The sequence below is a fragment of the Paludisphaera sp. genome (genome assembly GCF_037189885.1).
GTDB lineage: Bacteria > Planctomycetota > Planctomycetia > Isosphaerales > Isosphaeraceae > Paludisphaera.
The window spans coordinates 165676-183851 of sequence record NZ_JBBCIR010000004.1 but is presented as its reverse complement, the minus strand read 5'-3'; the positions used below and the strand labels follow the sequence as shown (position 1 = coordinate 183851).

The window sequence follows — 18176 nt, the reverse complement described above, 5'->3', positions numbered from 1 at the left end:
CCATGTCGGGCCTTTCAGCGATCGAGTGCCGGCGGTGGGAGTCGAACCCACACGAGCGTTCCCGCCCAGAGGATTTTAAGTCCCCAGCGTCTGCCGTTCCGCCACGCCGGCGTGAGCGGGGGTGAAGGTTGTTCTATCGGGAGCGGAGGGGGTGGGATTCGAACCCACGGGAACCTTGCGGAACCTGCGGTTTTCAAGACCGCCCCAATCGACCACTCTGGCACCCCTCCGGGATCGTCCTGGCCTCCTATCGACGCGGGCCGGGGCCGGCCGGTTCGCGTCACTGATTCGTGGCCTCGTCGATGATCTCCTCGGCGACGTAGATGGGGACGTCGACCGCCACGGCCAGCGCGATGGCGTCGCTGGGGCGGGAGTCGACCTCGATCAGCTCGCCCTCGTGCCGGATGCGGAGCTTGGCGTAGTAGGTGTGATTGCGCAGCTCGCTGATGTAGATGTCCGCCAGCTCGCCTCCCAGCGCGTCGATGGCGTTGGCCAGCAGGTCGTGCGTCAGGGGGCGCACGGTCGGCTGGTTCTTCACGCGGCGATCGATGCTGGTGGCCTCGAAGATGCCGATCACGATCGGGAACGTGCGCTCGCCGTCGACTTCCCTGAGGAAGATGATGTGCTGGTCGCTGTTCTCATTGATGATGATCCGGGTTAGCTCCATCTGGACCGGCACGGCAGGCGCCCCCTTCCTCTCGCCCCCGGACGTCGCGCCGGGCAGAAATGATGGTATCGGCCCCGCCGCGCGTCGTCAACGCGCGGCGGGCGCCCGATCAGGCCGATTCCAGCAGGGCGACGACCGAAGCCCTCTGCGACTCCAGCTCGGCGAGCTTGGCCCGCGACGAGGCGACCACGTCGGCCGGCGCCCGGGAGACGAACGACTCGTTGGAGAGCTTGCCCCGCAGCGGGGCGATCTGCTTGTCGAGGTCGGCCAGCGACTTCCTCAGCTTGGCCTTCTCGGCCTCCTTGTCGATCAGCCCCTCGAGCGGCAGGACGACCTCGGCGTCGGCGAGGACGACCACGGCCGAGTCGGCGGGGCGGGCGTCCGCCTCGGGGCCGACGGCCACGCTCTCCGCGCCGACGAGGGCCTTGATGAACGCCTCGCCTCGGCGGAGGCGGTCGGCGACGGCCCCCTCGGCGACGACGATCCGGGGGGCGATCTTGGCGTCCTTGGGGACGTTCCGCTCGGCCCGGAGGTTGCGGATCGCCGCGGTCTTCTCCTTCCACTGGTCGACCGTGGCGCGGGCCTCGGCGTCCTCCAGACCCCTGGCCGTCGGCCAGGCGGCGACGCAGGCGTGCGGCTCGGCCGGGGCCGGCTCGGGGACGCCGCGCGACGGGGCCAGCTCTCCCAGGGGCTCCCAGATCTGCTCGGTCAGGAAGGGCATGAACGGGTGGAGCAGCCGGCATAGCGAGTCGAGCACCGCCGCGGCGACGCGCTGGGCGACCGGGCGGGCGTCGGGGTCGCGCAGGCGGTTCTTGACGAACTCGACGTACCAGTCGCAGAACTCGCCCCAGGCGAAGTCGCGCAGGCCCTTGGCGGCCTCGGCGAAGTGGAAGCGCTCCAGGTGGTCGTTCGTGGCCGCGACGACGGCGTCCAGCTCGGCGAGGATCCAGCGGTCCTCGACGGGGAGGCTCGCGACGTCGACCGGGGCGGGCTCATAGCCTTCCAGGTTCATCATGACCAGGCGGGCGACGTTCCAGACCTTGTTGCCGAAGTTGCGGCCCTGCTCGAAGCGGTCCGAGGTGTTGATCTCGCGGCCGTCGGGGAGCTTCAGCTTCTCGACGGGCATGCGAAGGTCCTGGGTCTCCGTCGCGCCCGCGGCCAGGGTGTAGCGGAGGGCGTCCGCCCCGTAGGCCTCGATGATGTCGACCGGGTCGACGCCGTTGCCGGCCGACTTGGACATCCGCTTGCCGTTCCCGTCCTGGATCACGGGGTGGATGTAGACGTCGTGGAACGGGACGTCCCCGACGTTGAACTGGCCGAAGATCACCATCCGCGCGACCCAGAGCGTGATGATGTCGCGGGCGGTGGAGAGGACGCTGGTCGGGTAGTACTTGCGCAGCTCGGGCGTCTCCTCGGGCCACCCCAGCGTGGAGTGGGGCCAGAGGGCGGAGCTGAACCAGGTGTCCAGGACGTCGGGATCCTGGGCCAGCTCGTGGCCGGGGACGGCGTCGGCGGCGATGTCGCTCTCCGAGCAGACGAGCCAGCCGCCGGACTCGGCGGGGGACCAGAAGACGTCCGGGCGCCCGGCGAAGGCCCGTTCGAGGTCGTCGGCCGAGCACGTCGAGCAGTGCCAGATGGGGATGCGGTGGCCCCACCACAGTTGCCGGCTGATGCACCAGTCGCGCTTCTCGGCGAGCCAGTCGGCGTAGCTCTTGGCGTAGCGCTCCGGGGTGATCCGCACCTTGCCCGACGCGACGGCGTCGATGGCCAGCTGGGCGAAGCCGGGGGAGCCGTCCGGGTCGTCGGCCATGCGGACGAACCACTGGTCGGACAGGTAGGGCTCGATGGGGGTCTTGCTGCGGTCGGAGAAGTTGAGCCGGACGTTGTACGGCTCGTCCTTCACCAGCAGGCCGGCGGCCTCCAGGTCGGCGACGACCCGCTTGCGGACGACGACGCGGTCGAGCCCGGCGTACTTCGGGCCGGCCTCCTCGTTGTAGGTGCCGTCCGGGTTCATCAGGTTGATCATCGGCAGGCCGTGGCGCTGGCCGGTCGCGTAGTCGTTCGGGTCGTGCGCGGGGGTCACCTTCACGCAGCCGGTGCCGAACTTCGGGTCGACCAGGACGCCATCGGCGATGACCGGGATCTTGCGGCCGGTCAGAGGCAGGTCCAGGGTCTTGCCGATCAGGTGCTTGTACCGGGGGTCCTCGGGGTGTACGGCGACGGCGGTGTCGCCCAGCATCGTCTCGGGGCGGGTGGTGGCGACGTGGAGCGCCTCGTCCGAGCCTGTCACGGGGTACCGGATCGTCCAGAGCTTGCCGGGCTTGTCCTCGTAATAGATCTCGTCGTCGGCGACGGCGGTGCGGAGCTGGACGTCCCAGTTCACCAGCCTCTTGCCGCGGAAGATCTTGCCGGCCTTGAACAGGTTGAGGAACGTCCGGCGCACGGCGCGGGAGCAGGTCTCGTCCAGGGTGAACCGGGCGCGCTCCCAGTCGCACGAGCAGCCCATGAGGCGGAGCTGGCCGAGGATGCGGGCCTCGTACTCGTCCTTCCAGGCCCAGATCATCTCGACCAGGACCTCGCGGCCGACGTCGTGGCGGGTGAGCTTCCGCTCCTCCAGCAGCCGACGCTCGACGACGGCCTGGGTGGCGATGCCGGCGTGGTCGGTGCCCGGCATCCAGAGGCAGTCGCGACCCTGCATCCGGCGCCAGCGGACCAGCACGTCCTGGAGCGTGTTGTTCAACGCATGGCCGAGGTGCAGCGCGCCGGTGACGTTCGGCGGCGGGATGACGACGCAGTACGGCTCCCGGTCGCTCGACGGGTCGGCGTGGAAATACCCGCGGTCGGTCCAGACCTTGTACCAGCGGTCCTGGGCGTCCTTCGGGTCGTACTGCTTGGGGATTTCTTGGATGTTCATGCCGTCGGGCTTGTGGGTTTCGGGGGTTCTTCGATCGGGGGGAGGAGATCCTTCGCGTCGACCCGCCCGACCTCGCGGCCGTCCAGGACGACGGGGGCCGGGGCGCCCTCGGCGAAGGCATGATGTTCGGCGTAGGCGGCCTCGCGGCCCGCGCCTCGGGGCTTGGTGAAGACGTCGATCTTGCGGCCCACGACGTCGACGATCCAGTAGGTCGGTACTCCCGCCGAGGCGTAGAGGCCGGCCTTCTGGCGGTAGTCGGACCACGGCGTGCTGGCGCAGACCTCGACGATCAGGACGGCTTCGGAGGTCAAGGGCGGCTCGGGCTGGAAAATGTCCTCGTCGCCCGGGACCACCGCGACGTCCGGCTCGGGGACGCTCCAACGATCGTGCCGCAACGACGCCTCGGGGCGGACATAGAAGCCGGCCGGCGTCATGGCCCGCAGGAGCTTGACCGTCCGACGCACCGTGAAATTGTGCGGCTCGTGCTTGGTCGTCAGGTAGATCCGGCCTCGCACGAGTTCGAAGTGGCTTTCGGGGAAGACGCCGGCCTCGATCATCTTCCAGAACTGCTCGGCCGTGAAGCGGTACGGCCGCCGCCCGGGGTCGGCGGGCGCGGCCTTGGCGTCGGGCTGGACGTCGGTGGCCATGGCGGGTGCTCCGGCGGTCAGGAGGCGGTCGCGGGCTCGGTTCGCGCGGGGCGGGGCTGGCGGGCGTCCTTGGCGAGCTTGTATTCGAACGCGTCCAGCAGGGCCAGCCAGCTCGCCTGGATGACGTTCTCGGAGACGCCGATGGTCCCCCAGACGTCGTCGTGGTCGGCGCTCTCGATCACCACGCGGACCTTGGCGGCGGTGCCGGCGCGGGCGTTGATGACGCGGACCTTGTAGTCGACCAGGTGCATCGACTTCAGCGCGGGGAAGTGGGACTCCAGCGCCTTCCGCAGCGCCGAGTCGAGGGCGTCGACCGGGCCGTCCCCCTCGCCGACGGTGTGCTCGACGGCCTCGCCCACCTTCAGCTTGACCGTCGCCTCGGTGAGCGAACCCGCCTCGCCGTTGCCCGCGAAGCTGACGCGGAAGCCCAGGGGATCGAAGGCCAGGCGGTGGCGGTCGGCCAGCTTCTCCACCAGCATGACGAACGACGCCTCGGCCGCCTCGAACTGGTAGCCCTCGTTCTCCAGATCCTGGACCCGTTCCAGCACCCGGGCCAGCAGCGCCTCGTCGCGGCCCAGGTCGTACTCGTCCAGCTTCTCGGCGATGTTCGACTTGCCCGACAGCTCGCTGACGAGGATCCGGCGCTCGTTGCCGACCTCCGCCGGGTCGATGTGCTCGTAGCTCGACGCCAGCTTGCGGACGGCGTGGACGTGCATCCCCCCCTTGTGGGCGAAGGCGCTGGAGCCGACGAACGGCTGGCCCGGCCGGGGGATCATGTTCGCCGTCTCGTCGACATAGCGCGAGACCTCCGTCAGCCGCGCCAGCCTCCCCGGGGCCAGGACCTGATATCCCGGATACTTCAGCGCCAGGTTGGCGATGACGCCGCACAGGTCGGCGTTGCCGCAGCGCTCGCCCAGGCCGTTGATCGTCCCCTGGACCTGACGCGCCCCGCTCCGGACGGCCGCCAGCGCGTTGGCGACCGCCAGCTCGCCGTCGTTGTGGGTGTGGATCCCCAGCGGGACGTCCACCTCCCGGGCGACCGCCGCCACGGCCTCGGCGACCTGCTCCGGCAACGTGCCGCCGTTGGTGTCGCACAGGACGATCCACGCCGCGCCCGACTCGGCCGCCTTGCGGATGGTCTCCAGCGCGTAGTCGGGGTTGCGGCGGTAGCCGTCGAAGAAGTGCTCGGCGTCGTAGATGACCTCGGCGACGTTCGCGGCGAGGAACGCCACCGAGTCGCCGATCATCCGGACGTTCTCCTCCAGCGAGACCCCCAGGATCTCCCGGGCGTGAAGGTCCCACGTCTTGCCCACGACCGTCACGACCGACGTCCCCGCGCCGACGAGGGCCCGCATGCCGATGTCGTCCTCGGCCGAGATGTCGCGGCGGCGCGTCATGCCGAAGGCGACGACCCGGGCGCGCTCCAGCGGCAGGTCCCGGACGGCCCGGAAGTAGGCGGCGTCCTTCGGGTTGGAGAGCGGATAGCCCCCCTCGACGTAGTCGACCCCCAGCTCGTCCAGCTTGGCCGTGACGTGCAGCTTGTCCTGGAGCGAGAAGTTGACCCCCTCCCCCTGGCTGCCGTCGCGCAAGGTCGTGTCGTAGATCGCAATTCGGGTCATCGCCGTCCGTCCGCCCCCGTCCCGAGGCGTGGCGCGCGGCCCCCCTCGGCATGGTCCTCGATCCCGGTGGAAGAGGTGGATTGTATCCTATGACGACGCCCCGCGGACAGCCGACGTTCGGCCCCTCGCGCAGGCCCATCCGCGCGAAAGACCCGTCCGCTACAACCAAACTCCCCGAGCGAGCCCCCGCGATGAAGCCCGACGTCCTGATGACACGGCTCACCATCCCCGCCGCCCTGACCGCCCTGGAGCGGACGTTCCGGGTCCATCGGCTCTGGGAGGCGGACGACCCGGCGGCCTTCATCCAGGAAGTCGGGCCGACGATCCGAGGGGTCGCGACGACCGGCGGCTTCGGGGCGTCGGCCGAGCTGATGGCCGCGCTGCCGAACCTGGAGATCGTCGCCGTCAACGCGGTCGGGCTGGACGCCGTCGACCTGGCCCACGCGAAGGCCCGGGGAATTATCGTCGCCAGCACGCCCGACGTCCTCACGGAGGACGTGGCCGACATGGCGCTCGCCCTGCTGCTCGCCGCCGCCCGCGAGCTGGTGGCCGGCGACGCCCACGTCCGTTCCGGGGCCTGGGAGCGCGAGGGGAACCGGCCGCTCGCCCGACGGGTCCACGGCCGCCGCGCGGGGATCGTCGGCCTGGGTCGCATCGGCCGCGCGGTGGCCCGGCGGCTGGAGGCGATGAACGTCCAGGTGGCGTACCACAACCGCCGGCCGATCGAGTCCCCCTACATCTATTACGGCAGCCCCGCCGCGCTCGCCCGCGACGTCGACTTCCTGATCGTCGCGGCGACCGGGGGCGACGCCAGCCGCGGCCTGATCGACCGCGAGACGATCGACGCCCTGGGGCCCGACGGCATCCTCGTGAACGTCGCGCGGGGGTCGGTGGTCGACGAGGACGCCCTGATCGCGGCCCTGCGCGACGGCCGGCTCGCCGCCGCCGGCCTCGACGTGTTCGCCGACGAACCCCGCGTCCCCGAGGCCCTCCGCGTCCTCCCCAACGTCGTCCTGCAACCCCACCAGGGGAGCGCGACCGTCGAAACCCGCGCCGCCATGGCCGAACTGGTCGTCCGCAACCTCCAGGCCCACTTCGCCGGCACGCTCCTGCCGACGCCCCTGCCGCTCTGACGAGTTGGCTTCGTTCGTCATCGCGGGATGCCGGCAAATTCGACGCAAGGTATTAATTGCAGAATGCTTTCGACGATATCGAGTTGGCTTCGTTCGTCGAAATCGATTCACGAATCTTGAGGCGCCGGGCGAGGAGACGTGGCCTGGAGGAGGCTTCGCCGATCGCGGCCAAGGATAGCGATCCAGGCCGGCAAGCAGACATCTTCGACCAGGCGAACCGAACCCTCGCGATGACGCCGGTGGCTTGTGGGCCCCGGTCCCGATCCCGCTTCCGAATTGTCAAGGAGCCACGATCCGCTCTGGTATGATCTCGACGTGCCGCGCGAGATTTCAGGAATCGGGGAATTTTCCCGGGAGAGACGGCGATGGAGAGCCCCGCGACGGGCGTGATGGGCCTGTTCCAGATTCGAGGGCGCCGCGCCCTGGTGACGGGGGGGAGCAAGGGGCTGGGGCGGGTGATCGCCGGGGCGCTGGCCGAGGCGGGGGCCGACGTGGTCATCGTCGCCCGCACGGCGATCGATTGCGAGCGCGCCGCGTCCGAGATCGCGGCCGAGCACGGGCGGACGGCCGTCGCGATCGCGGCCGACGTGACCAGGGCCGAGGACGTCGACCGGCTGGCGGCCGAGGCCGGGACAGTCGACATCCTGGTCAACAGCGCGGGGATCAACATCCGGGGGCCCGTCGCCGACCTGTCCGAGGCCGACTGGGACGCGGTGCTCGGCGCGAACCTCAAGGCACCGTTCCTCCTGGCCCGGCGGTTCGGCCCCGCCATGGCCGAGCGCGGCTGGGGGCGGATCATCCACCTGGGGTCGATCCTGTCGACGATCGGCATCCCCGGCCGGACCCCCTACGCCTCGTCGAAGGCGGGGTTGCTCGGGCTGACGCGCACGCTGGCGCTGGAGTGGGCCGACCGCGGCGTGACGGTGAACGCCCTCTGCCCCGGCCCGTTCGCCACCGAGATGAACCGCCCGCTGCTGGAAGACCCGGCCCGATACGCGGAGTTCGTCGCCAACATCCCCATGGGCCGCTGGGGCGAACTCCGCGAGATCGCCGGCGCGGCGCTCTTCCTGGCCTCCGACGCGTCGTCGTTCGTGACCGGCTCGACGCTCACCGTCGACGGCGGCTGGACCGCGCGCTAGACTCCCGCCCCGAGTCGTCGCATCCGATGGTCATGCGAGGCGTCACCGATGGACCTTGAGTTGAACGGCCGGACGGCGATCGTCACCGGCGGCGCGAGCGGGATCGGCCTGGCGACGGCGCGACTGTTCGCGGCGGAGGGCGCCCGCGTGGCGATCTGGGATCTCGCCGGTGCCGAGAACCCCGCGGAGGCGATCCGGGGCGAGTTCGGCGTCGAGGCCGTGGGGGTGGCGGTCGACGTGGCCGAGGAGGAATCAGTCGCGACGGCCCTGGCGAGGACGGCGGGCGAGTTGGGAGCGCCGGACCACCTGGTCCACGCCGCGGCGATCGGCTCGGGGAAGTTCGGCTTCCCGTTCACGAACCTGCGGCCGTCGGACTGGGAGCGGGTGTTGCGGGTGAACGTGGTGGGGACGGCGAACGTCGCGCACGTCGTCGCGCCGACGTTGGTTGGGCGATCGGCCGGGACGATGGTGTTCGTCGCCTCGGTCGCCGGCCAGATCGGCTCCCAGACCGACCCGCCCTACAGCGCCTCCAAGGCGGCGAACATCAACTTCGCGCAATGCCTGGCGAAGGACCTCGCCCCGCGGGGGATCCGCGTGAACACGGTCTGCCCCGGGATGGTCCAGACGCCCTTGAATCGCTCGGTCTGGCAAGCGTGGCACGACCAGACCGACCCGTCCGCGCGCCTGACCTACGAGGCGTGGTCCGACCTCAAGATCCGCGCGGTCGTCCCCCTCGGCCGATGGCAGACGCCCGAGGCCGTCGCCGACATGATCGTGTTCCTCTCCTCCCCCCGAGCCGCCCACGTCACCGGCCAGACGATCAATGTCGACGGCGGTTTCGTGATGCACTGGTGATCACGAGAGTGACGCGACGGCCCATGAATGAAGTGTCATCCTAACGGCCTTCCCCCCCGGTGGGGGGAGGTGGCCCGCGGGGCCGGATGAGGGGGGACTAGCGACGCGACCTTTGGAGTTCGAAGGGCCTTTCCCCGGCCGGTTGCCTGGGCCGGGATCCCGAATTCCGAAGCTCGGCGGGCGGGCTCCCCCTCATCTGACCGCTTCGCGGTCTGTCTTCCCCCACCGGGGGGGAAGGCCGTTCGCGCCGTTAGTTCGATGCCGAGGCCGAGCTAGAGACGCCCGACGCGCCATGAGGCGCGTCGGGCGTCGCTCAGAAATCACCTCGCGAGAACCCGGCCATCAGCTCGGGGGCCGAGGCGTCGAAGCCGACGACGTCGAGCATGCCGGCGTCGTCCGGGTCGGCGATGGTGAAGCCGTTGGAGACGAGGCCCGCGACGACCAGCCGCTCCGGCAGGCCACTACGCTCGCGGTACTCGCGGAGCGCCTGCGACGGGTGGATCGGGCCGGCCCAGGTCTCGCTGTCGGTCAGGACGATGAAGGTATCGACATTCAGCTCGTTCTCCGTGGCGTAACGCATGGGCAGGGCGCAATCGGTCCCGCCGAACGGCAGCGCCGAGGTCCTCTGGATCACGTCGGCCAGCCGGGACCGCTTCGAGACGTCCAGGGGGACGAGCCGATCCTGGAACGCCACGACGTGGTACTCGGGCTCGACGCGGGCCGTCACCAGCGCGAGCGCGGCGGCGGCCTCGCGGGGCGTCAACGGCGTGCCGGCGACCTGGCCGCCCGACATGGAGCCGGAGACGTCCAGGCCGATCAGCGTCCGCTTCCCCGCCGGGACGACGTTGCCGAACGCCTTGTAAAAGGCGTCGTCGAGCGCGTGCTTGATCGTCGCGACCGGTTCCCACGACAGCTTCCCCTTCAGGCCGCGGCCCGTGGAGTACACGGAGCCCGCCAGGAGGATCGCCAGCGGATGGAGCCGGGCCTTGCGGATCAGGTCGCCGTCGGCGAGCCGTTCGCGCACCGTCGTCGCGGCCTTCGATCCGGGGGCCAGCAGGCCGACGGCCGACATCTTGGCCAGGTTGCGGACCATGGCCATGAGCGGCATCTTCTCCAGCAGGGCCTCCCAGACCGCCGGGTCGTTCAGGTGTTGCGTCGGGATGCACTCGCGCGGCAGGCCGTCGTCGCGGATCAGCCGGATCACGGCGTCGCGGTCGGCGGTCCGGGCCTCGTCCGTCGCGGCGAGCAGGCGCGGGAGGTCGGCCGAGACGTCGGGGTACGACGCCGCGGATTCGCCCCGCTTCACCTCGCGCGGGCCGAGAGCCCCCGCCCCGCCGACCACCCAACGATAGACCGCCTGCCGCGCCGGGTCGGCCGCGACCGGGTGGGCCAGCCGGAGCAGGTCGCGGTGCGACCAGCCGTTGCGGCCCTGGTACTTGGCGACCTGATAGGCGAGCGAATCCGGGGACTTCCCCTCGTACCACGCGGCGACGCCCTTGCGCAGCCCGCGCCCCCAGCCGCGGACGTTCTGGACGGCCTCGGCGAAGGCGAACAGGTGCGTGCCGGTGCGGCAGACCTTCGGCAGCGCCTCGGACGCGGCGGCGGCATGGCCAAGGCCCGAGGCGATCGCCAGCGCCATCGCGGCCGGCTCGTTCCTCGGGGCGCGGCCCGACTCGCTCACCTGGACGATGGTACGGATCGCGCGCGGGGCGTCGGCCTCCACGCAGCGGACGACGGCGTGGGCGTTCTCCACGGTCAGGGCGCGCTCGGTCGCGTAGTACGAGCCCCCCTCGGAGCCGAGGATCAGGAACCGCTCCAGGCGGGTCCAGTCGTCGACCGCGAACGAGTAGCCCCCCGCCGAGTTCGGCGTCATGGCCTTGCCCGGGATCGGCTCCGTCTGGGGCGTCCGGCGCGTGGCGAAATGCTTGAGGAACTTGATGCCCATCGCAACCTCCTTCGGCGGGCAAGGTCGACGAAGCGTCGGCCCGCCGAGCGCCCGGGGCGGGAGTCGAACCCGCTGAAACCAGATAACCGATCCGCGACGGCCCGGCCGGGGATGGCCGGTCAAGGGAAAGCGAATCGGACGCAGCCCCGGACGCGATCCGTCATCGGGATCGCGCCGGGACGGCCCCGGGCGTCGAAAGCTCGGCGAACAAGGGGACGCGACAGGGATGGACTCGAGTTCTTAATCGATAACCCTGCTGCTCCGGCTCGCCGAAAGGCGGGGGTGGGACTCGAACCCACGACCACGTCATCCGTAGTGATAAGGATCGTCCGGCCGGCCCGTCGCCGGGCAAGAAGTTGGCGACCCGCGTGCTCTATCCGTCTGAGCTACCCCGCCCTTGCCACTGAGAGACACGGGGCGACGGGGAGGGTTCGCGATATTCGCACGCGAGAATTCGACCGGTCCCGGGACCGCCGCCCGGGGGGCCTCGCGATCGGTCACTCGTAGCGGACCTCCACCGTCGCCCCAGCGTCGACCAGGGCCGCGCGCAGGCTCTCGAACGAATGGGGCCAGCCTCGGGCCACCTCGAACGGCGCGGATCGGAGCATGGTCAAGACGTCGGCGGCGCGATCGTTCGACGCCCGATGGACGATGGAGAAGACCCGAGCCGGATTCGGACCGACCGCCGTGACCCAGAGCGACGGATCGGGCTCGTTGCCCGGCTCTCCCGGCCGCGGGCACGGCCCGAAGCGCTCGCGCAGGATCGCCAACGCCGAGGACGAATCCCGCTCCGTCAGGCGGAGCGCCGCCGGGGCGTGCTCTCGGCAGAACCACTCCAGCCCCGGAGGATGGCCGACCAACCCCTCGCCCAACGGCCGGTAGTCGCGGAAACGCACTAGCTCGCCACCACCCTGGGAGTGAAACCATTCGCCATGGAAGTCGCGGCCGCACAGCCGACAGCACGGTGGATTCACGGCCCGCCCCTCCCGACCCCGGCCCCCTACTCCCTAACCATGTTAGCCGCCGACTTTCAAGGCTACGGAAGCGGATCACGCCCGTCGCCGGCGGAGCGAAGACGTCCGTGACGACGATCGAGGAATCGTGTGAGAACCGCGGCCGCGCAAGCCCCTCGGCGTGGCGTCTGGAGTCAACTCTCGCCAGCCCCGGGGCCAGCGCCCCCGCGCCGGCGATCGCCAGCGGAGCCATCGCGAGGAAACCGTGTTGGAGCGGGCCGGCGGGTGGGGTAGAGTCGGGTCGTCCGTCCCGCGTCGACTCGTCGCCCCTCCTCCCGCACGAAAGGACGCCCGCAATGCCGGCCCGAGGATCGTTCCGAGCCGCCCTGGCCTGCCTCGCCCTGCTCGCGGCCGCCGTCGCGGCGAGGGCGGAGACGAAGACCATCGCCCGCTGCGGCGAGGGCTTCCTGGAGGAGGTGGACGGCTACCGCGTGCTGCACGTCAAGGGGACGCCCTACGAGATGGGCTTCCAGCAGGGCGCCCTGCTCCGCGACTCGATCCGCGAGAATGTCCATTACCTGTTCGAGGTGAAGGGCAAGGAGCTGAAGATCGACGTCGCCGGGCTGAACCTGCTGGACCCCAAGCGGGTCATCGCCGGGATCGCCGCGCGGCAGAGGAAGTTCGTCCCCGATCGGTTCTTCGAGGAGATGCAAGGGGTCGCCGACGGCGCGGGGATGGACGTCCAGGACATCGTCATCGCCAACTTCATCCCCGAGCTATTCCATTGCTCCGGCTTCGCACTGGGTCGCTCGACCACCAAGGACGGCCGCGTCTATCACGGCCGCGTCCTGGACTACGGCTGCGACTGGCGGCTCCAGGAGCACGCGATCCTGACCGTCGCCGAGCCGGAAGGCCGCTCGCCGTTCGTGAACGTCACCTACGCCGGGTTCGTCGGCTCGGTCACGGGCATGAACGCCGAGAAGATCTCCATCGGCGAGATGGGGGGCAAGGGCCTGGGCCGCTGGGACGGCGTGCCGATGGCGTTCCTCATGCGCATGGCGCTGGAGGACGCGAAGTCGCTCGACGAGGCCGTGGCCGTCTTCCGGGACAACCCCCGCACCTGCGAATACTACTTCGTCATCGCCGACGGCGAGACCGGCCGCGCGGTCGGCATGGAGGCGTCGGCGGACGTGTTCAGCGTCGTCGCCATGGGCGAGGCGCATCCCAAGCTCCCCGAGGCCATCCCCGACGCCGTCGTCCTCTCGGTCGGCGACCGATACGCGGAGCTGGTCCGGCGCGTGAAGGAAGGGGCCGGCGGCTTCGAGGCCGAGTCGGCCATCAGGCTGATGGACCGGCCGGTCGCGATGAAGTCGAACCTGCACAACGTCCTGTTCGAGACCGACACCGGCCGCTTCTGGGTCGCCAACGCCGACAAGCAGGGGAACCCGGCCGCCGAGCAGCCGTATCACGCCTTCGACCTGGGCGCGCTGCTGGCCGGCCGCCCCGACCCGTCGGCGCCGAGCCTGGACTCTCCCCCCCGCTCGGCGCGGGCCGGCGAGCCCGCCGCGGCGCGATGACCCCGAAGGGCCAGCGCGACTACGGCTCGGCCCGGCTCTCTCGCCACGCGCTCGAGCGGTTCGTCGAGCGGTTCGGCGTCGACCCGGGCCAGGCCGAGCCCCTCCTCCGGGCGGCGCTGGCGCGCACGCGACGGCTGGGCCGCAACCCGGCCAACGGCGCCGTCGCGGCGCTGGCGCTGCATCGGGGCCGCGTCCTGGTCGCGATCCTCCAGGACGGCTCGTGCCTGACCGTCCTGACCTGGAACCAGTTCGAGCCCCGGATGCCGGAGTTCGGCCGCCCCCGCGTCCCGCGCAAGTGGGGACGGATGTTGGGGCGCCTCGCCGCGTCCGACCCCGAGCCCGACCCCGAGGCGTGATGATCGCGGGGCGTCAGTCCATCAGGCCTTCGGTCTCGGGCTTCTCGTAGCCCAGGCTCTTGAGGACTTCCAGCACCTCGCTCCAGGTGGGGAACATCCGGCCGCTGCGCTTCTTGTAGTCGTTCATGGCCATCATGAACTCCATCTCGGCGTCGCTGTAGTCGCGCTCGCAGGTCGTCGGGTCGACGAACCGGCGCCGGCCGCTGGCCTGGCGGGCCATCGCGGCGCGGGTCGCCTTCTCGGTGGCGCGGCGGTTCAGCCACTCGGCGGGCTCGACCGGCGGGGAGGGCTGCGGGAGGTCGGTCGGCTTCACCTTCGCCATGAGGGGGGTCCTGGCCGGGTCCGCGATCGGGATGGTCCGCGCTCTTCCTGATGCTTCCAACATGGTGTGCTCCTCTTCATGGTGTTGCCGCGGGCCCGGCGCGGTGCAACCCGCCGACCGCTCGTGGGTGAATATAAGACGCCGCGATCACGGATGGGGACGCGCCGACGCGAAAATCCCACGCCGCGGGGCGAGGCGTCACGCCGCCTGGGCGCGGGCGTTATGATAGGATTGGCGCTTCGTCGGGGCCCGCCGGGGCCCCGGGGCCGAACCCACGCGCCCGGCCAGGACACGACCATGCCGGATATCGACGCCGAATCGCTCGTGGAGCAACTGGCCCTCATCGGCCTGATCTCCCGCGACCAGTACCGCGAGGCCCGGGCCGACGCCGAGGACGGCTCGCCCGAGGCCATCGTCCGCGCCTGCCTGCGCAAGGGTTGGATCACTAGCTGGCAGGTGGAGCGCCTGAAGAAGGGGGACTCCGACAACTTCTTCTTCGGCCCCTATCGCGCGCTGTTCCACCTGGCCGAGGGGACGTTCGCCCGGGTCTACCGGGGCGAGCGGTCGGGGACCGGCGAGCCGGTGGCGATCAAGGTTTTGCGGCAGCGGTTCGCGTCCGACCCCGTCGCCGTCGCCTCCTTCCACAAGGAGGCCGAGGCCGGCATGAAGCTCCGGCACGACAACATCGTGCGCATCCTGGACTTCGGCCGGCGCGACGACAAGCACTTCATGGCGATGGAATACGTCGAGGGGATGAACCTCCGCGAATTCCTCCGCCTGCGCGGCCGGCTCGACGGCGACGAGGCCCTGCCGCTGATGATCGGCCTGGCCGAGGGGCTGAAGTACTCGCACGATTGCGGCGTGGCCCATCGCGACATCAAGGCGACCAACATCCTGATCTCCAACTCGGGCGTCGCCAAGCTCGTCGACTTCGGCCTGGCCGACATCGCGACCGAGGACGGCCAGGGGATGAAGTCCCAGCGCACCGTCGATTACTCGGCGCTGGAGCGCTCGTGCGGCAGCCCCAAGGGGGACGCGCGGTCGGACATATTCTTCCTCGGGTGCGTCTTCTATTACATGCTCACCGGCCAGGTGCCGCTGGAAGACTCCGAGAGCAAGGACCCGCTCAAGAAGATGCTCAAGCGGTCGTTCGGCGGCATCCGACCCATCTCCGAGCACCCCCGCGCCCCCGCCCCGAAGCTCGCCCGCGTCGTCGAGAAGATGATGAAGATGGACCTCAAGGAGCGATACGCGTCCATGGCCGAGGTCGTCGCCGACCTGGAAGCCCACCGCGACGGCCGCTCCGATTCCGAGCCCGGCTCCGACGGCGAGATGGCCCTCGACCCGGAACTGGAGAGCGCCATCTTCCGCAACCCGTTCCTCTCCAACGACCCGGACGCCCCCCCGCCGGCGGCCGCCGAGCCCGCCGTGACGGACCCCACCGACCTCGACCTGGCGACGTTCGAGACAAGCCCCGAAAACGCCTCCGACCTCGCCTCGCTCCTGGGCCTGACGCCGGACGAGGCCGCGACGCCCCCCGCGCCCGCGCCGACGCGCGCGGCCGGGCCCGTCGAGCCGCGCGAGGCGGCCCGCCCCACGCTCCTCTGCGTCGAGTCCCAGCCCGAAATCCAGGACGCCTTGCGCAAGAATCTTTCGAAGCGGGGCTACCGCGTCTTCCTGATCGCCGACGCCGAACGCGCCGCCGAACGCTTCCGCGACGGCCCCGCCGACGTCGTCCTGTTCGACCTCGACGGCCAGGAGCCCGACGCCCTGGACCACCTGGCCGACATGCGCAAGAAGGCCGAGGAAGACGCGGTCCCGTTCCGCGTCCTGGTCCTCCTCGGCCCGCGTCAGGAGGCCCTCCGCGCGAAGCTCCCCCCCGCCGACGGCCTCGCCGTCCTCACCAAGCCGGTGAAGCTCAAGGAAGTCCAGGAGGCGCTGGCGTCCCTGACGCCGACCGGCTGAACGGACTCGCCGCCCCGCCGACTCTCGCCGTAACGCCGCGCATGAGGATCCTCGCGATGAGCACGATCGAGGAGATCGAACGAGCGATTACGAGTTTGCCCCCGGAGCAACTGGCTGAGTTTCGCGCCTGGTTCGCCGCGTTCGACAACGAGGCGCGGGCCCGGGACTTCGAGGCGGATGTCCAGCCGAGGCGGCTCGACGGCACCGCGGAAGAGGCGCTTCGAAACCTGGACGAGGGGCGATGCGCGGACCTGTGAAGCCTCGCGTCCGACCCCGCTTCTGATCCCCGCGAGGCCAGTGCCCGTCGACTATGCGGGACCTCGCCGATTCCTGCTTCGCGCTCCTTCAAGTCGATCCGAGGCGTCCTTCGCCTCATTTCCGGGCGGTGGGCCGCTCCTGGTCGGCTCGCGTGAAATCTCCGCTATCGGGCCTTGGCCGTCCGGCGGGACGACGACCTCGCCTGGTTCAGGATCGGCTCGCGCGCCGAGCACGACCGGCTCGTCGGGTGCCCGTGAAGCGCCGGCGACGGGCCGGCGATTTCGTTGGCGTCACGCTTTGGGGCGCGCTATGCTGGGCCCGACGTCGCCCCCCCACGCCGATGTGAGCCGGGGCGGCCCCACCCGACGCCCCTCACACGGAGACTCCACGATGTCGACCCTGCCGACCATGGATCGTCGCGCGTTCCTTTATGGGGCCTCGCTCGCGGGCTTCGGGATCTTTTGCCAGGGCCGCAACGGCCGGGCGGCGGGCGTGGGGCCCAACGACGTCATCCAGGTGGGATGCATCGGCGTCGGCGGCAAGGGGAGCAGCGACACCGACCACGCCGGCAACCACGGCCGCGTCGTCGCGCTCTGCGACGTCGACGACGACACGCTGAAGGCCAAGGCCGGGCGGTTCAAGGAGGCGCGGACGTTCCACGACTTCCGCGAGCTGCTGGCCGAGATGGGCGACAAGATCGACGCCGTGACGGTCTCGACGGCCGACCACGCCCACGCCCAGCAGTCGCTCGCCGCGATGCGGATGGGCAAGCACGTCTACTGCCAGAAGCCCCTGACCCACACCGTCCGCGAGGCCCGGCTGATGCGCGAGGCCGCGCGCGAGCACGGCGTCTGCACCCAGATGGGCAACCAGGGCTCGGCCACCGACGCCCTGCGCACGAGCGTCGAGATCCTGGAGTCGGGCGTCCTGGGCGACGTGGCCGAGGTCCACGTCTGGACCGACCGCCCCCGCGAGTTCTGGAGGCAGGCCCCCGACGTGGTCGCCCGCCCCGAGGGGACGTTCGAGATCCCTTCGCGCCTGCATTGGGATCTCTTCCTCGCCGGAGCCCCCGAACGCCCCTACGCCCCGGTCTACACGCCGATGCTCTGGCGCGGGTGGTGGGACTTCGGCACGGGCGTCCTGGGCGACATGGGATGCCACAACACCAACGTCCCGTTCCACGGCCTGAAGCTGGGCCTGCCGACGCGCGTGTCGTCCAACAACGGCGAGATCAACCCCGAGACCTTCCCCGCGTGGGCCACCGTCGTCTTCGAATTCCCCTCGCGCGGGAACCTGCCGCCGACGCGGCTGACCTGGTACGAGGGGGCGAAGGACGGCGCGCCGAACCGCCCCCCCGCCGACCTCTTCGCCCCCGGCTTCCAGCCCGCGGCCAACGGCTGGCTCTGCATCGGGACCGAGGGGACGATCGCCTCCTCGGGGGGCGAGGACCGGGGCCATGTCCTCTGGCCGCGGGAGAAGTTCCGCGACTTCAAGCTCCCCGCCCACACCATCCCCCGCATCCAGGGGGGCCGGGACAACGACGACAACCACAAGCTGGAATGGTTCCAGGCCATCCGCGCCGGCAAGCCGGAGATCGCGTACTCGAACTTCGACTACGCCGCCGTCCAGACCGAGGCCATCCTCCTGGGCAACATCGCCATGCGGACCGGCGAGGCGATCGAGTACGACGGCGAGGCCGGCCGCGTCACCAACAGCCCCGCCGCCGACGCCCTCGTGAAGGGGACGTACCGCTCGGGCTGGGAGATCTGACGGGCCGATGGGCCGGAGTCTGGGGAAACGATCTTCCCCCCTGGAGGGGGAAGACA

At 70.7% G+C, this 18176-nt stretch carries 15 protein-coding genes and 3 tRNA genes; 8 read left to right on the top strand and 10 right to left on the bottom strand.

The window, feature by feature from the left end; genetic code table 11:
* Nucleotides 1-26 precede the first annotated feature (26 nt).
* The 6 genes from WG209_RS01385 to cimA all read right to left on the bottom strand — a co-directional run bounded on the left by WG209_RS01385 (nt 27) and on the right by cimA (nt 5847).
* Nucleotides 27-111 (bottom strand) — tRNA-Leu (locus WG209_RS01385).
* Nucleotides 112-143: 32 nt separating this feature from the next.
* A tRNA-Ser gene (locus WG209_RS01380) sits at nt 144-230 on the bottom strand.
* A gap of 50 nt (nt 231-280) precedes the next feature.
* Nucleotides 281-679 carry a bifunctional nuclease family protein gene (locus tag WG209_RS01375; protein WP_337173196.1) on the bottom strand — a complete coding sequence of 133 codons (399 nt, stop codon included), beginning with the start codon at nt 677-679 and terminating at the stop codon, nt 281-283.
* 97 nt (nt 680-776) lie between these two features.
* Nucleotides 777-3581: a valine--tRNA ligase gene (locus WG209_RS01370; RefSeq protein WP_337173195.1), complete on the bottom strand. Its 2805-nt coding sequence runs from the start codon at nt 3579-3581 to the stop codon at nt 777-779.
* On the bottom strand, nt 3578-4228 hold the full coding sequence (locus WG209_RS01365) for a Uma2 family endonuclease (protein WP_337173194.1): 651 nt from the start codon (nt 4226-4228) through the stop codon (nt 3578-3580). Before WG209_RS01365 ends, WG209_RS01370 begins: the two co-directional genes overlap by 4 nt.
* Nucleotides 4229-4245: 17 nt before the next feature.
* Complete coding sequence (gene cimA, locus WG209_RS01360; RefSeq protein WP_337173193.1) at nt 4246-5847, bottom strand: citramalate synthase; 1602 nt, start codon at nt 5845-5847, stop codon at nt 4246-4248.
* A 191-nt stretch (nt 5848-6038) separates the two neighbouring features.
* Here cimA and WG209_RS01355 point away from each other — a divergent pair, with 191 nt between their 5' ends.
* The 3 genes from WG209_RS01355 (at nt 6039) to WG209_RS01345 (ending at nt 8974) form a co-directional block, all read left to right on the top strand.
* Entirely contained in the window at nt 6039-6980 is a 942-nt protein-coding gene (locus WG209_RS01355) for a 2-hydroxyacid dehydrogenase (RefSeq protein ID WP_337173192.1), read from the top strand.
* 365 nt (nt 6981-7345) lie between these two features.
* Nucleotides 7346-8119 carry a glucose 1-dehydrogenase gene (locus tag WG209_RS01350; protein WP_337173191.1) on the top strand — a complete coding sequence of 258 codons (774 nt, stop codon included), beginning with the start codon at nt 7346-7348 and terminating at the stop codon, nt 8117-8119.
* A gap of 48 nt (nt 8120-8167) precedes the next feature.
* Nucleotides 8168-8974: an SDR family oxidoreductase gene (locus WG209_RS01345; RefSeq protein ID WP_337173190.1), complete on the top strand. Its 807-nt coding sequence runs from the start codon at nt 8168-8170 to the stop codon at nt 8972-8974.
* 313 nt (nt 8975-9287) lie between these two features.
* On the opposite strand, the gene WG209_RS01340 is transcribed toward WG209_RS01345, so the two are convergent.
* The 3 genes from WG209_RS01340 to WG209_RS01330 form a co-directional block, all read right to left on the bottom strand.
* The gene (locus tag WG209_RS01340; protein WP_337173189.1) at nt 9288-10919 is read right to left on the bottom strand and encodes a TROVE domain-containing protein; all 1632 of its coding nucleotides are present in this window, start codon (nt 10917-10919) and stop codon (nt 9288-9290) included.
* A 274-nt stretch (nt 10920-11193) separates the two neighbouring features.
* Nucleotides 11194-11315: transfer RNA gene (locus tag WG209_RS01335), tRNA-Arg, on the bottom strand.
* Between the two features lie 101 nt (nt 11316-11416).
* Nucleotides 11417-11893: a hypothetical protein gene (locus WG209_RS01330; protein WP_337173188.1), complete on the bottom strand. Its 477-nt coding sequence runs from the start codon at nt 11891-11893 to the stop codon at nt 11417-11419.
* Nucleotides 11894-12228: 335 nt separating this feature from the next.
* On the opposite strand from WG209_RS01330, the gene WG209_RS01325 reads away from it, so the two are divergent.
* Together WG209_RS01325 and WG209_RS01320 are read left to right on the top strand one after the other, a co-directional pair.
* Entirely contained in the window at nt 12229-13449 is a 1221-nt protein-coding gene (locus WG209_RS01325; RefSeq protein WP_337173187.1) for a C45 family peptidase, read from the top strand.
* Nucleotides 13446-13805: a hypothetical protein gene (locus tag WG209_RS01320; RefSeq protein WP_337173186.1), complete on the top strand. Its 360-nt coding sequence runs from the start codon at nt 13446-13448 to the stop codon at nt 13803-13805. The genes WG209_RS01325 and WG209_RS01320 overlap by 4 nt, the downstream gene beginning before the upstream one ends.
* Nucleotides 13806-13818: 13 nt before the next feature.
* Here WG209_RS01320 and WG209_RS01315 read toward each other — a convergent pair whose 3' ends face one another.
* Entirely contained in the window at nt 13819-14127 is a 309-nt protein-coding gene (locus tag WG209_RS01315) for a hypothetical protein (protein ID WP_337173185.1), read from the bottom strand.
* A gap of 297 nt (nt 14128-14424) precedes the next feature.
* Between WG209_RS01315 and WG209_RS01310 the strand changes: the two genes are divergently transcribed.
* The 3 genes from WG209_RS01310 (at nt 14425) to WG209_RS01300 (ending at nt 18120) form a co-directional block, all read left to right on the top strand.
* Nucleotides 14425-16092, top strand: a complete 1668-nt coding sequence (locus WG209_RS01310; protein WP_337173184.1) for a protein kinase — start codon at nt 14425-14427, stop codon at nt 16090-16092.
* 56 nt (nt 16093-16148) lie between these two features.
* Entirely contained in the window at nt 16149-16349 is a 201-nt protein-coding gene (locus WG209_RS01305) for a hypothetical protein (RefSeq protein ID WP_337173183.1), read from the top strand.
* A gap of 391 nt (nt 16350-16740) precedes the next feature.
* Nucleotides 16741-18120: a Gfo/Idh/MocA family oxidoreductase gene (locus WG209_RS01300; RefSeq protein ID WP_337173182.1), complete on the top strand. Its 1380-nt coding sequence runs from the start codon at nt 16741-16743 to the stop codon at nt 18118-18120.
* The last annotated feature ends 56 nt before the right edge of the window (nt 18121-18176 follow it).

Excerpts from the sequence above, each read along its gene's own strand:
- WG209_RS01370 (WP_337173195.1), bottom strand. The coding sequence starts at position 3,581 with ATGAACATCCAAGAAATCCCCAAGCAGTACGACCCGAAGGACGCCCAG.
- WG209_RS01365 (WP_337173194.1), bottom strand. The coding sequence starts at position 4,228 with ATGGCCACCGACGTCCAGCCCGACGCCAAGGCCGCGCCCGCCGACCCC.
- cimA (WP_337173193.1), bottom strand. The coding sequence starts at position 5,847 with ATGACCCGAATTGCGATCTACGACACGACCTTGCGCGACGGCAGCCAG.
- WG209_RS01355 (WP_337173192.1), top strand. The coding sequence starts at position 6,039 with ATGAAGCCCGACGTCCTGATGACACGGCTCACCATCCCCGCCGCCCTG.
- WG209_RS01350 (WP_337173191.1), top strand. The coding sequence starts at position 7,346 with ATGGAGAGCCCCGCGACGGGCGTGATGGGCCTGTTCCAGATTCGAGGG.
- WG209_RS01345 (WP_337173190.1), top strand. The coding sequence starts at position 8,168 with ATGGACCTTGAGTTGAACGGCCGGACGGCGATCGTCACCGGCGGCGCG.
- WG209_RS01340 (WP_337173189.1), bottom strand. The coding sequence starts at position 10,919 with ATGGGCATCAAGTTCCTCAAGCATTTCGCCACGCGCCGGACGCCCCAG.
- WG209_RS01325 (WP_337173187.1), top strand. The coding sequence starts at position 12,229 with ATGCCGGCCCGAGGATCGTTCCGAGCCGCCCTGGCCTGCCTCGCCCTG.
- WG209_RS01320 (WP_337173186.1), top strand. The coding sequence starts at position 13,446 with ATGACCCCGAAGGGCCAGCGCGACTACGGCTCGGCCCGGCTCTCTCGC.
- WG209_RS01315 (WP_337173185.1), bottom strand. The coding sequence starts at position 14,127 with ATGGCGAAGGTGAAGCCGACCGACCTCCCGCAGCCCTCCCCGCCGGTC.
- WG209_RS01310 (WP_337173184.1), top strand. The coding sequence starts at position 14,425 with ATGCCGGATATCGACGCCGAATCGCTCGTGGAGCAACTGGCCCTCATC.
- WG209_RS01305 (WP_337173183.1), top strand. The coding sequence starts at position 16,149 with ATGAGCACGATCGAGGAGATCGAACGAGCGATTACGAGTTTGCCCCCG.
- WG209_RS01300 (WP_337173182.1), top strand. The coding sequence starts at position 16,741 with ATGTCGACCCTGCCGACCATGGATCGTCGCGCGTTCCTTTATGGGGCC.